This is a genomic window from Blastococcus sp. SYSU D00820, from assembly GCF_054050695.1.
The window spans coordinates 59509-73266 of the sequence record NZ_JBJGZW010000010.1; the positions used below are offsets into that span (position 1 = coordinate 59509).

The window sequence follows — 13758 nt, forward strand, 5'->3', positions numbered from 1 at the left end:
TCAGCCGAAGGAGACGACGACGTCGTCCAGGTCCGGCCGCTGGTCCAGGTAGCCGAGCGTGGACATCGTGTCGGCGACGTCCTCCAGCACGTCGACGGACACCTCGTCCCCGAGGAAGACCCCCGGCCCGGCCTCGACGACCTCCAGCGGTGTCCGGGTGGCCTCGGAGAGGACCTGGCGGAACTCGTCCACGTGCTCCATGGCGTACTGGTTGACCTCGAGGATCGCGTCGTGGAACCGCTGGATGGCCTCGGTCTTCGAGCCCAGGGCCGTCTCGGTCGTCACCCACACCGAGTAGGTCGTGCCGGCGGCGTACAGCGCCGTGGTGGGCGAGACGACCCGCTCGAAGCCGGCCTGGCCGGCCTGCGTGGTGAACGGCGAGGTGAATGTCGCCGCGTCGATCTGGCCGGCCTCCAGCTGCTGCAGCATGGTCGCCTGGTCCAGCTGCACCCAGTTGATCGTGGCGGGGTCGCCGCCGTCGTCGGCGACCGCGGCGGCGACGGACATCTCCAGCTGTGCGCCCCGGCCGGGCACGGCGACGGTCTTGCCCTCCAGATCGGCGGCGCTCGAGATGTCGCCGCCCTCGGCGGCGTAGACGCCGGCCGGGTCGAACGTCTCGGGGTCCCGGTCGGCCGCGTCCTCCGGAAGCGCCTCGTTCGGTGCCACGACACGGATGGGCAGACCCTGACCCCGGCTGAGCACCACGTTCACGGCCGGCAGGTACGTGATGTCCGCCGAGCCGCCGACGACGGCGGCCAGCGCGGGTGGCGGGCTGGTCGAGACCGTGAGGGCGACGCTGAGGCAGTGCTCGGCGAAGATGCCGGACTCCTCGCCGAGCTGGACGGTGGCCACGGTGGGCGCGAGCGCCACGTTGACGCTCAGCGTGTCGGTGGTGCCGTCGCAGTCGGCACCGGGCGCGACGGAGGCGGCCGCGGTGTCGGCTGCGACGGTGTCCTGCTTCTGGCCGGCGGCGCAGCCGGTCAGCGCGACCGAGGCGATCGCGGCGAGGGAGAGAGCGGTGGTGCGGGCCGTGGGGCGCACGAGAGCCGTCCTTCGGGTGTCGGGAGAGCGGGTCCTGGTGGGTGGCGCGGCGGTGCGGGTGCCGGGGTGGGATCCCCGACGGTCAGTCGGCGCCCTCGGCCAGGAAGCCCAGGACGAGGTCGTTGAAGTGGCGGTGGCGCTCCCACTGGGGCCAGTGCCCGGCCCCGTCGACCAGCGCGAAGCGTCCGTTCGGCAGGAGCTCGGCCATCCGCAGCCCGACGGCCGCCGGGCCGGAGGGGTCGTCGCTGGTCCAGACGACGAGGGCCGGCGCCGTGATCGCCGCCAGCTCCTCGTCGCGGATCATGTTGCGCGCCCGGACGTCCCCGTCCTGCAGGCACATGATGTGGCGCATCGACTCGGCGAAGGGCTCCTGGGCGTAGATGGTGCGCCGCACGTCCACGAGCTCCTGGGTGACGCTGGCGGGGTCGGCCATCAGCCAGCTCACCCGGGCGCGGATCCGCTCGTCGCTGGGGTCGTCGGCCGCCCCCTGGGAGAGCGTGCGGATGCGGTCGCGCACCGCGGGGTCCGACAGGGCGCCACCAGGGGTGTTGAGCACGATCCGGCCGACCCGCTCGGGATGGGCGTAGGCCGTCTTCACCGCGATCCACCCGCCGAGCGACTCGCCGTTGAGGTGGGCCCGTGCCACGCCGAGGGCGTCGAGCAGGCCCAGCAGGTGCGCCACGTAGTCGGGCAGCTCCAGCGGCCGGCCGGCCGGGGTGGTCATGCCGTGGCCCGGGTAGTCGTAGGCGATCACGCGGTACCGCTGGGCGAAGGCGCTGACGTTGCGGGCGTAGGCCTCCAGGTGACCGCCCACGCCGTGCAGCAGGACGACGGTCTCCTCGCCCGAGCCGGCCTCGAGGACGCGGGTGCGCCACTCGCCGACCTGGACGTAGCGGATGGTCAGGCTCTGTCCCAGCAGAGCGGTCCAGATGCTCGGCTCGTCGGTGACGGCGGCGGGGATGGTCACGAGGTCCTCCGGGTCTGTGCGGTGGTGACGCCGAAGCCGGCGATCCACTCCGGGATCGGGCGGTAGAAGCTGCTGGTGACGCTGTAGGGGCCGGCCGCGGCGAGGGCGGCGTAGCAGGCCAGCCAGGTGCGGATCTCGTGGGCCGAGTTGCCGGCCTCGGCGGTGATCCAGTCGTTGGTCCAGGCGTCGGTCGCGGCCAGGTCCTGGCGGGCCAGGAGCTCGAGGAACGCCTCGTCCCAGGCCGGGTTCAGCCGCGGGCCCGGCGCTCCGGCGAGCACCGCCAGGCCGGCGTCCCGGACCCGGCTCTCCCGCGCCTGGCGCTGGTCCGGTGTGGGGTCGCGGCCGGAGACCAGCCGGGCGGCGACCTCCGGGGGCGCGTCGTCGAGCACGGGGATCGGAGGGTCGTGGGAGAGGCCGCCGGAGCCCAGCAGCAGGACCCGCCGGTCGAGGGCGAGGAGCGCCCGACCCAGCGCCTCGCCCAGCCGCCGGGTCCGGTGCAGCGGACCGAACGGCAGCGCGACCGAGTTGACGAACACCGGCACGGTGGGGACGGCGTCGATCGCACCGAACAGCAGCTCCAGCGGCTGCGCGAAGCCGTGGTCGACGACCATGCGCTCCGACATCGCCAGGTCCAGGCCGGCCGACAGGACCTCCCGGACCACGTGGCGCGCGGCCTCCCGGTCGACCGCCAGCGGCCCCGCGCCGGTCCCGTAGTCGCCGACGGCCTCGGCCCGGGTGCCGACGCAGAACGGCGGCATCAGGTCGTAGAACATGCCGTTGTAGTGGTCCGGGGCCACGACGACGACCAGGTCCGGCCGGTAGTCCTCGGCGAAGGACCGGGCCTGCGCGAAGGCCGCGTCGACCGCCGGCCGGGCGTCCCCCCGGGGCTCGACGGTGTGCATCAGCGGCGTGTGCGACGCCGTGATCGCGGCGAGTGGCATCTGGTCTCCTCGGCACTGGGGATGACTGGACGCTAGAGCCGAGCGGAGCATAGATCTATGTGAAAGTTCGACGTCTGGAATTAGCATTTCGGCTATGAGCGACGCGTCGCGCGCCCCGGACAACCGCATCTCCCTCCACAAGCTCGAGGTCTTCTGCCTGGTCGCCGAGCGCGGCGGCGTCCGCCTCGCGGCGGAGGAGCTCTTCGTCTCGCAGCCGGTGGTGAGCGCCCACCTGCGCTCCCTGGAGGAGCGGCTGGGCATCAAGCTCTTCCGGCGGGAGGGGCGGGGCATGGAGCTGACCGAGGCCGGCGCCGAGGTGCTGGTCTGGGCCAACGACGTGCTGCGCGGCCGCACCGAGCTCGATCGCAGCCTGCGCGACATCTCCCGCGGCGCCGCGGGGCGGGCGACCATCGGGGCCAGCATGTCGGTCGGGAACTACGTGCTCCCGCCGATCCTCGTGGACTTCCGCCGGCAGCACCCGCACGCGTCGATCTCGCTGCACCAGTCCGCCGTCGAGATCGGTCTCGAGCGCACGCTGGCCGGCCGGTACGACTTCGCGGTGCTGGCCACGGACGCCGTCCTGGACACCGACTCCTTCGAGGCCGAGCTCATCGCCCAGCCCCGCTTCTGCCTCGTCACCGCCCCCGACGACGAGCGCGTCGGGGAGTCGGTGACCGTGGCGGAGCTGACCGGCCTGCCCTTCGTGTGCCCACCCGCGGGCAGCGCCATCCGGCGCAGCCAGGACTCGGCGCTGGCGGCGATCGGCGTCGTCGACCGGCGGGTGGTGATCGAGCTGGGCAGCGCGGAGTCCATGAAGGTGGCGGTGCAGGGCGGCCTGGGCCTGGCGATGCTCTGGCACGCTTCGGTGGAACGCGAGCTGGACGCGGGCCTGCTGCGTCAGGTGCGGATCGCCGACCACGACCTGCGGGACAAGCTCTTCCTCGTGCAGCGCCGCGGACGGCGGCTCACGGCGTTCCAGACCACGCTCGCCGACGTCATCCGCGACGGCGTCCGTGCGCGACTGGGCACCGACTCATAGTCCATCCCCTCACAGTCGGCGCAGAAATCGTCATAGTGCCTATGACAGCCGCGCCCTAACGTCCTCCGCGAGACCTCACAGAGGAGGACGTCATGACCCAGACCGCCCGGCCGCCGGCCAGCGGCTCGACCGTCGTCGGCGACGAGCCGACACACCGCGCCAGGGCGTGGCTGGCCTCGTTCGAGGACGCCCTCGCCCGGCGGGACGTCGACGGCGCGACGGTGCTGTTCGCCACCCGGAGCTACTGGCGCGACCTGGTGTCGTTCACCTGGGACCTGCAGACCGTGGAGCACCGCAGCGGCGTGCGGGACCTGCTCACGGCCACGCTCGAGACCACCGACCCCTCCGGGTTCCGCCTTACCGGCACCCCCGACGAGGCGGACGGCGTCGTCACCGGCGTCTTCACCTTCCGGACCGCCGTGGGTCGCGGCGAGGGCGTCTTCCGCCTCGTGCGCGACGAGGGTGCCGACCGGGCGTTCACGCTGCTCACCACGCTCACGGAACTCGCGGGGCACGAGGAGGCCCGGGGCACCCGGCGCCCGATGGGCGCGCGGCACGGCGCCCACAAGGACCGCCGCACCTGGCTCGAGAGCAAGCGGGAGGAGGAAGCGAGGCTCGGCGTCGAGACCCAGCCCTACGTGCTGGTCATCGGTGGCGGTCAGGGCGGCATCGTCCTCGGGGCCCGGCTCCGGCAGCTCGGCGTCCCCGCGCTGGTCGTGGACCGGCACGCCCGCCCCGGCGACCAGTGGCGCAACCGGTACAAGTCGCTGTGTCTGCACGACCCGGTCTGGGCCAACCACCTCCCGTACCTGGAGTTCCCCGACACGTGGCCGGTCTTCACGCCGAAGGACCGGATGGCGGACTGGCTGGAGTCCTACGTCACCCACCTGGAGGTGCCGTACTGGACGCGCACGGAGGCCGTCGGCGCCACCTGGTCGGAGGAGACAGGCACCTGGACCGTCGACCTCGTCCGCGAGGGCGACCCGGTCACCGTGCACCCGACGCACCTCGTCTTCGCCACGGGGATGTCGGGCAGGCCACGGATGCCCGAGGTGCCCGGCGCCGACGTGTTCCGCGGGGAGGTGCAGCACTCCTCGACCCACCCGGGACCGGACCGCTACCGCGGCCGGCGGGTCGTCGTGGTCGGGAGCAACAACTCCGCCTTCGACATCTGCGGCGCCCTCTGGGAGAACGACGCGCAGGTCACGATGGTGCAGCGGTCGTCGACCCTGATCGTCAAGAGCCGCACGCTGCGCGAGTTCTTCTCCAGCCGGCTCTACTCCGAGGAGGCACTCGCCGCCGGCATCACGACCGAGCGGGCCGACCTGCTCAACGCGTCGATGCCCTACCGCGTCCTGCCCTCGGTGCACACCCCGCTCTTCGCCCGGATCGCCGAGGCCGACAGGGACTTCTACGACCGGCTGCGCGCGGCCGGCTTCTGGCTCGACTGGGGCGACGACGGCACCGGCATGATGCTGAAGTACCTGCGCCGCGGATCGGGCTACTACATCGACGTCGGTGCCGCCGACCTCGTCGCCGACGGCCGGGTGGCCCTCGCCCACGGCCAGGTGACGCACCTGACCGAGGACGCGGTCGTCCTCGACGACGGCACCGAGCTGCCCGCCGATCTGGTGGTGTTCGCCACCGGTTACGAGTCGATGACCGGCTGGGTCGCCGACATCGTCGGGCAGGAGGCGGCCGACCGGCTCGGCCCCTGCTGGGGTCTGGGTTCCGGGACGACGCGGGATCCTGGTCCCTGGCACGGCGAGCTGCGCAACATGTGGAAGCCCACGCCGGTCCCGAACCTCTGGATGCACGGCGGCAACCTGCAGCAGTTGCGGTTCTACTCGCGCGCCCTCGCCCTCCAGCTCAAGGCCCGCTACGAGGGACTGGCCACGCCGGTCCACCGCGGAGCCCAGCTGGAGTCGGAGATGACGGCGACCCCCTGACCGCACTCGTTCCCGCCGCCGGCGCTGCGGGGACCGCACCGGCCCCGGCCCCCCGGTCCGGGGCCGGTGCTCTGCGTGCGCCCGTCACCCCGGCCGGCACGCCGCAGGGCCCGGCGTCGTCGGGACGACACCGGGCCCTGCGAACGTGCGGCGCTCCTGGCGCCCACCGCCTCAGAGGTAGACCGACTGGTACTCCAGGTAGGCGGACAGCCCTTCCGGCCCCAGCTCGCGGCCGATACCGGAGTTCTTCATGCCGCCGAAGGGAGCGCCGAAGTCCAGGTCGTAGCGGTTGATGCCGATCGTGCCGGTGCGGACCCTCCGGGCGATGCCGAGCGCGCGCTCTTCGTCGGCGGACCAGACCGATCCCCCGAGCCCGTAGTCCGACTCGTTGGCGACCCGCACCGCGTCGTCGTCGTCCTCGACGGGGATCACCGCCATGACCGGACCGAAGACCTCCTCACGGGCCAGCCGGTCGTGGTTGTCGACGTCGGCGAAGACGGTCGGCTCGACGAACCAGCCGCGCTCCAGACCCGCCGGGCGGCCGCCTCCCGTGACCAGCCGCGCGCCGGACGTGCGGGCGTCGGCGATGAAGCCGAGCACGCGGTCGAGGTGCTGCTCGCTGACCATGGGACCGCAGGTGGTCGCCGGGTCCAGCGGGTTCCCCACGACCATGGCCCGGCAGTACGCGGCGAGGGCCTCCACGACCTCCTCGTAGCGGGACCGCGCGACCAGGATGCGCGACTGCGTGGTGCAGGTCTGGCTGTTGTTCTTGAAGCTCGCGTTGCCGATCCCGGCGAGCAGGGTGTCGAGGTCGCCGTCGTCGCAGAAGATCGCGGCGGACTTGCCACCGAGCTCGAGGGTGCACCGCCGGACCAGCCGGCCGCACTCGGCACCGATGACCCGCCCCGCCGCCGTCGAGCCGGTGAAGCTGATCTTGTCGACGAGGGGATGGGTCACCAGCGAACTGCCCGCCTCGCGGCCGGCGGGGACGACGTTGAGCACTCCCGGCGGGAGACCCGCCTCGGCCGCCGCGTCACCCAGGACGAAGGCGTCCAGCGCGGTCTCCGGCGAGGGCTTGAGCACGACCGTGCACCCGGCGGCCAGCGCGGGTGCGACCTTGAACATCGCCAGGGCCTGCGGGTAGTTCCACGGCGTGATCGCGCCGACCACCCCGACCGGCTCCCGGCGGACGAGGGTGGTGCCCCGCGCACCGGGCCGGCGCTCCTCCATCGGCAGCGCCTCGACGATGTCGGCGTACATGCGCAGCAGCGCCACCGGCGCGGTGCCGTTGAACCCGGCCGACTGCGTGATCGGCATCCCGTTCTCGCGGCTGACCAGCGCGGCCGTGTCGTCGGCCCGGTCCGCCAGCGCCTGGGCGAACCGGCGCATCACCCCGGCCCGCTCGGCGGCCGTCGTCATCCCCCACGGACCCTCGTCCAGGGCCCGCCGGGCGGCGCGCGCGGCGGCGTCGAGATCGGCCTCGGAACCGAGGGCCGCCGTGCCGATGAGCTCACCGGTGGCGGCCTCGATCACCCCCTGGCGCTCCGCTCCACGCGGCGGCACCCAGGTGCCGTCGATGAACAGATGAGGACGGTCGAGGAGGGTCGGTGCTGGTTCGGTGACGGTCACTGCTGCTCCTGCGGGGCCGGGGCAGCGGCGGCTGCCGGGGACGGGGCGGCGGCTGGGCTCACTTGGTCGTGTAGCCGGCATCGACGGGCAGGACCGCGCCGGTCACGTAACGGGCCTCGTCGGAGGCGAGGAAGAGGACGGCGTTGGAGACGTCGACCGGCTCGACCCACGGCACCGGCAGCGTGTGCTTGGACTGCATGATCGCGGCGGTGGACTCCTGCGTCGGCGCGGGGTTGGCCGGGTCGAACACCCGGCGCAGCCCCTCGTTCTGGATCATGGGGGTGTCGACGGTGGACGGGTGCACGGTGTTGAACCGGATCGAGTGGGGCCCGAACTCGTTGGCGAGGGACCGCATCATCCCGACCAGACCGTGCTTCGCCGTCACGTAGTGCGCGGCGTTGACCAGACCCTTGAGACCGGCGGTCGAGTTGGTGAGCACGACCGATCCCCCGCGACCGCCGGCCAGGAGGTGGGGTAGCGCGGCCTGGCAGGTGTTCCAGACCCCGGTCAGGTTGACGTCGATCATGTCCCGCCACCCGGAGCCGGAGAGCTCCAGGGACGGCGAGAGCCGCAGGATCCCGGCATTGGCACACACGATGTCCAGCCGGCCGAGCTCGGCCACGCCGGCGGCGACGGCGGCACCCAGGCCCTCGGCGTCCCGCACGTCGACCGTGGCCGTGACGACCCTGCGACCGAGCGCACCGACCAGCCGTGCGGTCTCGGCGAGGTCCTGCTCGGTGGCCGGCGGGTAGAGGTCGGAGTCGTCCACCGGACCGCAGACGTCGACGGCGATGACGTCGGCGCCCTCCTCGGCCAGCCGGACGGCGTGGCTGCGCCCCTGCCCGCGGGCCGCTCCGGTGATCAGGGCGACCTTGCCCTCGACGCGTCCGCGACTGCTCAACGACTCTCCTCGGTGTGGGGCCGGCCGCCTCGGGGCGGCCGGCACGACGACGGGCCCACGCTAGGTGCGGCCGACCCTGAGGTCCATGTGCAACATCGGAGGGCTCGGATAGCCATACGGCTAACGGCACGACGACGCACGCGCCGCGGCGACTGATAGCCGATCGGCTCAGTCAGCCTGCCGCTATTCGTCATAGTCCTATGACGCACCGCGCCCTAGCTTCGCTGGCATGCCCGATCCGAGGCCCCTCGGTGACCCCGGTGCGCCGCTGGTGCGCCGGCACCGGCGCCTCGGCGCGGCGGTGACGACGAACCCGCGGGCCCCGGCGGGACACGACTTCCCCGAGGAGATCCACTGATGCCCAGTCCGTCCGGACACCGTCCGGTCATCGTCGTCGGCGCCGGCCCGGTGGGCCTGACCCTGGCCGCCGAACTCGGCAGCCGCGGCGTTCCGACGCTGGTCCTCGAGCAGAACGCCACGACCACGGACAACCCACGCTGCAACACGACCAACGCGCGGTCCATGGAGTACTTCCGCCGGCTGGGCGTCGCCGACCCCATCCGCCGGGCGGGGCTGCCGCTGGACCACGCGACCGACGTCGTCTACTGCACGACCCTGACCGGCTGGGAGCTGACCCGGTTCCCGTTCTCCTCGGCCCGGGAGGTCCTGGACCGGACCGCGCCCGAGCTGGCCGAGTGGCCCACCCCGGAGCCGCAGCACCGCATCTCGCAGATCTTCCTGGAGCCCATCCTCGAGGAGCACGTGCGCGGCTACCCGGCGGTCGAGATCTCCCGCGGCCACCGCGTCACCGGCGTGGTCCAGCGGGGCGAGGTGGTCGAGGTCCGGGTGGAGGCCGACGGGGCCGAGCGGGTCCTGACGGCCGACTACGTGGTCGGCTGCGACGGCGGCGCCAGCATCACCCGGCGGGCGATCGGCGCCCGGCTCGAGGGGGACTCGCAGGCGGCCGAGAACCGGCTGTCGGTCTACTTCCGCTCGGCCGAGCTGGCCCGCGAGTTCGCCGCGGCGGAACGGCCCGGCTGGATGTACTGGTGGTACGGCCCGCGCCTCAAGGGCTCGTTCGTCCAGCTCGACGGCGCCGGCCTCTACCTGTGTCACGCCCGGGTGCCGGCGGGCACGGCCCCCGAGGACCTCGACCCGGACGAGGTGCTGCGTGCCGCGCTCGGGCGCGAGATGGAGCTGGAGAAGATCCAGGTGGTGCGCTGGACGCCGCGCCGCCTCGTGGCCGACCGGTTCGTCGACGACCGGATCGTCCTCGCCGGCGACGCCGCCCACCTGTGGCTGCCACTGGGCGGCTTCGGGATGAACACCGGCATCGCCGACGCGGTCGGGCTGGGCTGGCGGCTCGCCGCACTCCATGCCGGCTACGGCGGCCCCGAGCTGCTCACCGCCTACCAGACCGAGCGGCGGTCCGTGGGCGAGGCCACCTCCCGCGCCGCGCTCAAGATCGACCGGGACATGGCCTCCATCGCGCGCGAGCCGGCGCTGCACGTGGACGACGCCGAGGGCGCCCGCCTGCGCGCCGAGGTCGGCAGGCTGATCGCGGAGGTCGACCGGCAGCAGTGGCACAGCCAGGGCGTCCAGTTCGGCTCCCGCTACGCGTCGTCCCCGGGGATCGCCGTGGACGACGGCCCCGCCAAGGACGCGATCGAGCGCATCGACCACTACCGGCCGAGCCTCACCGCGGGCTCCCGGTTCCCCCACGTGTGGCTGCCCGACGGCCGCTCGGTCTTCGACCTGCTGGGGCGCGACTTCACCCTCGTCCGGACGCACGGCGACGCCGACCCGATCGTCGACGCCGCCGAGCGCCTCGGTGTCCCGCTGACCGTGCTCGACCTCGAGGGAACCACCCTCCCCGCCGAGCCGCGCGGCCTGGTGCTGGTGCGCCCGGACATGTACGTGGCCTGGAGCGGGGACGCCGCCCCCGCCGACGTGGACGGGCTGTTCCGCCGGCTGATCGGACTGTCGGACGTCCCGGTGACGCCGTCGGGAGAGGCCGCCTGACCGGCGGGAAGTCAGGGCAGCAGCGTGGTGGACGCGTTGCGCTCCCGGCCCGGTCCGGTGGAGACGAGGTCCAGCGCCACCGAGGCAACCCCACGCGGTCCTACCGGCCCGTCAAGGAAGATCCACCGGTGACCCACCACTTCGAGGACTTCCGCTCCGGGCAGGTGTTCCTGAGCCAGGCCCGCACCATCACCGAGGCCGACGTCGTCACCTTCGCCGGCTGGAGCTGGGACACCAACCCCGTGCACACCGACGCCGAGAGCGCCCGGCACGGACGCTTCGGGGAGCGGATCGCGCACGGCGTCCTCGGCCTGTCCGTCGCGATGGGGCTGGCCTCGCGGCTCGGCGTGTTCGAGTCCTGCTCGGTGGCCCTGCTGGGCGTCGACGACTGGCGGTTCCGCCGTCCTCTGCTGATCGGCGACACGGTGCGCTGCCGCGTGGAGATCCTCGGCACCCGGCTCACCAGCGCCGGTGACGCCGGCATCCTGCAGCGGCGCTTCACCCTGCTGAACCAGCGCGAGGAGGTCGTCCAGGACGGCGAGATCCCGCTGATGGTCTCGCTCCGGCCGGGCACCTGACGTCGAGCAGCGGCGACGGGGTGCGACCGTCACCGCTGCCGCGGCGGCACCACGACCAGCGCGACGCCGAGAGCGGTCACCCCGAACCCGACGAGGGACAGCCCGCTGACGCGCTCCCCGAACAGCAGGTATGCCTCGACGGCGGTGGCCACCGGAACCAGGTAGTAGAGGCTGGAGACACCCGAGGCCGTGCCGCGGCGCAGCAGCAGGAGCAGCAGCAGGACGGCGCCGATCGACAGGAACAGCACCAGCCAGACGAACGCGGCGACGAACTCGCCGGTCCACCGGATCGACATGTCCTCGCTCGCCACCGCGACCGCCAGCATCGCCGCCGCGGCCGCCGTGTACTGCACCGCCGTCCCCCAGACCAGCGGAATCCGGTCGCCGTGCCGCTTCTGGTAGACGGTCCCGAACGTCCCCGAGGCCAGTGCCACCAGGCAGGCGATGAGACCGATCAGCGGAAGCCGCTGGGCCGAGCCGACGTCGGCGATGCCCGGACCGACGACCGCCACCACCCCTCCGACCCCGAGCGCCAGCCCGAGCCACTGACGCGCCGTGGGCCGCTCACCCAGCACCCGGGAGGCGAGGACGGCCGTGAGCACCGGCTGCAGGCTGACGATCACCGCCGACACTCCCGCCGGCACACCCAGCGAGATCGCGTAGAACACTCCGCCGAGGTATCCCCCGTGCAGCAGCAGCCCGGCGACCGAGGCGCGGCCGTACTGGGAGCGGGAGGCCATGCCCGCCGAGCGCAGCGCGACGGCCAGCACACCGAGCAGGGCCGCAGCGACGGCCAGGCGCAGGCCCAGGAAGGTGAAGGGTTCGGCGTAGGGGAGCCCGTACTTGGCGCCGACGAAGCCGGTGCTCCACAGGAGCACGAAGAGCGCCGGTCCACCCAGCGCCTGAACCCTCGAGGACGTCCCCGTCATCGGCTCAGTCTGCCGAGGCCATCACGACCACCAGGCCCCCGGCGCGTCAGCGCCGTGGCCGACCTGGGGGGACGACGACGAAGGCCCCCCGACCCGCGTCGGACGCTGGTCGAGGGCCTGCTGGTGCTCCCCCGATCGGACTCGAACCGATAACCCTGCGAGAACGCGCCGGGGACGCTGGTGGGCGTTGGTATATGACGGACCTTGCGGATGAGCTGCGCATTTCGCGTCAACGATCGTTGACTGGAAAGTGCACATCACGGTCGATGAATCGTCGTAAGTCCGTCGCGCCGGCAGCGGACACGGTGCTCCTCCGGGGGCGACAGTCCAGATCGCTGCCCCACGTTCCCACTCGCGTCGTCGCATGTCTTGACTATCCAAGCGTGGCTCTCCGCCACGGACGGCTCCCCACGTGACAGAGTCAGCCCCTCGATCGCCGCCTCGACCACGGAGTATGTAGCCCGACCCTTCGGATGTGCGAGGCGTACCCGGCCAACCCGGCGGGATGCAGCCTCACCTCCCGGCGGAGGGCCGAGCAGGCGCCTCACTCGCCGAGCACTTCGATGCCTCCCGCGCTTCGCGACAGACGTCGCCTTGGCGGGCATAGAAAGGTCTGGACGTGAGGCACCAGCGGGCGACACCCTCGACCCGTAGAGGAGTACAAGGCTCCAGAGGTCCAGGCCCCTATTGAGCCGAATAGTTGAGCTGGGGCGGGGAAAGCTGGCGCCGTCCGCCGACTATTTCTTCTCGCCAGTGAAGCACTCCGACTGAGGAGCGGGGAGGAGATGGCCATGTTTCTCGAGTCCTCCATCCGAGATGCCGGGAGTCCTCGATGACTACCGCGGTCGCCGAGCACTGGGCCAGCGGGGATGTCTACGGTCGGATCGTCACCGCGCTCCACGCGGCGGGGAAGTCACTCGACGCGCTGACCATCGAGGACCTCGCCCCGGTCGACCACTTTCACGCTCGCGGGTTACCGGCCACGATCGAGCTCGGCGACTCCCTTCCAGCGAGAGCCGGGGACCACTTGCTCGACGTGGGTTGCGGGCTCGGGGGGCCGGCTCGCTACTTCGCCCGGCGCTTCGGTTGCCGGGTCAGCGGCATCGACGTGACTGGGCCGTTCATCGACGCCGGCCGGCGGCTGACGGAGTTGCTCGGGATGGGGGCAGTGGTCGACCTGCGAGAGGGGGACGGTCAGGCCCTGCCATACGGCGACGGAACGTTCGACGGCGGCTACGCCCAGCACGTCACGATGAACGTGCCGGACCGGCCCTCCTTCTTCGGTGAGGCCTGGCGGGTGATCCGACCTGGTGGATTCTTCGCGATCACGGAACACGGCCGAGGAGACGCGGGTCCGACATACCACCCGGTGCCCTGGTCGGAGGACGGCCGGGGGGAGTTCCTCGTGACGCCCGAGGAGACCGTAGAACTCCTCGGCGCAGCGGGTTTCGTCGACATCGACGTCACCGACACCGGCCAGGACTACCTGCAGGGGTACCGGGCGACCCTGGCAGTGGCGGAGCGTGGCGAACTGCCGGCCCTAGGCCTGCATGTGCTCATGGGGCCTGGGGCTATTGAGAAGTGGCGCAACTCGGCCCGCAACATCGAGGAGGGCCGCACGCATCCGGTGACGGTGATCTGCCGTAAGCCAGGATGAGGTCTGCGTCTGGGGTTGCTCGCCGGCCTGGACATCGCGTACCTGCGCGGCGACCCAACCGATCGACCGAGCGGGTCTCCGGGCCGACGGCCGGCGCTGATCGCG

At 72.5% G+C, this 13758-nt stretch carries 12 protein-coding genes; 6 read left to right on the forward strand and 6 right to left on the reverse strand.

The features are described from left to right. From ACI79R_RS12510 to ACI79R_RS12520, 3 genes are all read right to left on the reverse strand, one after another. Complete coding sequence (locus ACI79R_RS12510) at window positions 1-1041, reverse strand: ABC transporter substrate-binding protein (RefSeq protein WP_456573950.1); 1041 nt, start codon at window positions 1039-1041, stop codon at window positions 1-3. 82 nt (window positions 1042-1123) lie between these two features. After that, window positions 1124-2008, reverse strand: a complete 885-nt coding sequence (locus ACI79R_RS12515; protein WP_456573951.1) for an alpha/beta fold hydrolase — start codon at window positions 2006-2008, stop codon at window positions 1124-1126. Further along, window positions 2005-2949 carry a 3-carboxyethylcatechol 2,3-dioxygenase gene (locus ACI79R_RS12520; RefSeq protein WP_456573952.1) on the reverse strand — a complete coding sequence of 315 codons (945 nt, stop codon included), beginning with the start codon at window positions 2947-2949 and terminating at the stop codon, window positions 2005-2007. The genes ACI79R_RS12515 and ACI79R_RS12520 overlap by 4 nt, the downstream gene beginning before the upstream one ends. A gap of 94 nt (window positions 2950-3043) precedes the next feature. On the opposite strand from ACI79R_RS12520, the gene ACI79R_RS12525 reads away from it, so the two are divergent. Next, complete coding sequence (locus tag ACI79R_RS12525) at window positions 3044-3988, forward strand: LysR family transcriptional regulator (RefSeq protein ID WP_456573953.1); 945 nt, start codon at window positions 3044-3046, stop codon at window positions 3986-3988. Window positions 3989-4080: 92 nt separating this feature from the next. After that, window positions 4081-5937 carry an NAD(P)-binding domain-containing protein gene (locus ACI79R_RS12530; protein WP_456573954.1) on the forward strand — a complete coding sequence of 619 codons (1857 nt, stop codon included), beginning with the start codon at window positions 4081-4083 and terminating at the stop codon, window positions 5935-5937. A gap of 171 nt (window positions 5938-6108) precedes the next feature. Here the strand turns inward: ACI79R_RS12530 and ACI79R_RS12535 are convergent, their stop codons facing one another. Beyond that, window positions 6109-7566, reverse strand: a complete 1458-nt coding sequence (locus tag ACI79R_RS12535) for an aldehyde dehydrogenase (RefSeq protein ID WP_456573955.1) — start codon at window positions 7564-7566, stop codon at window positions 6109-6111. 58 nt (window positions 7567-7624) lie between these two features. Beyond that, on the reverse strand, window positions 7625-8467 hold the full coding sequence (locus ACI79R_RS12540) for a mycofactocin-coupled SDR family oxidoreductase (RefSeq protein WP_456573956.1): 843 nt from the start codon (window positions 8465-8467) through the stop codon (window positions 7625-7627). A 229-nt stretch (window positions 8468-8696) separates the two neighbouring features. On the opposite strand from ACI79R_RS12540, the gene ACI79R_RS12545 reads away from it, so the two are divergent. From ACI79R_RS12545 to ACI79R_RS12555, 3 genes are all read left to right on the forward strand, one after another. Next, window positions 8697-8825 carry a hypothetical protein gene (locus tag ACI79R_RS12545; RefSeq protein WP_456573957.1) on the forward strand — a complete coding sequence of 43 codons (129 nt, stop codon included), beginning with the start codon at window positions 8697-8699 and terminating at the stop codon, window positions 8823-8825. After that, window positions 8825-10489 (forward strand): FAD-dependent monooxygenase, encoded by a 1665-nt coding sequence (locus ACI79R_RS12550; protein WP_456573958.1) that lies wholly within the window; start codon window positions 8825-8827, stop codon window positions 10487-10489. The genes ACI79R_RS12545 and ACI79R_RS12550 overlap by 1 nt, the downstream gene beginning before the upstream one ends. Window positions 10490-10617: 128 nt before the next feature. Next, window positions 10618-11067: a MaoC family dehydratase gene (locus tag ACI79R_RS12555; protein ID WP_456573959.1), complete on the forward strand. Its 450-nt coding sequence runs from the start codon at window positions 10618-10620 to the stop codon at window positions 11065-11067. A 29-nt stretch (window positions 11068-11096) separates the two neighbouring features. Here the strand turns inward: ACI79R_RS12555 and ACI79R_RS12560 are convergent, their stop codons facing one another. Beyond that, complete coding sequence (locus ACI79R_RS12560; RefSeq protein WP_456573960.1) at window positions 11097-11996, reverse strand: DMT family transporter; 900 nt, start codon at window positions 11994-11996, stop codon at window positions 11097-11099. An 832-nt stretch (window positions 11997-12828) separates the two neighbouring features. Here ACI79R_RS12560 and ACI79R_RS12565 point away from each other — a divergent pair. Continuing rightward, window positions 12829-13653, forward strand: coding sequence for a class I SAM-dependent methyltransferase (locus ACI79R_RS12565; RefSeq protein WP_456573961.1), 825 nt, complete (start codon window positions 12829-12831; stop codon window positions 13651-13653). Window positions 13654-13758: the final 105 nt, after the last annotated feature.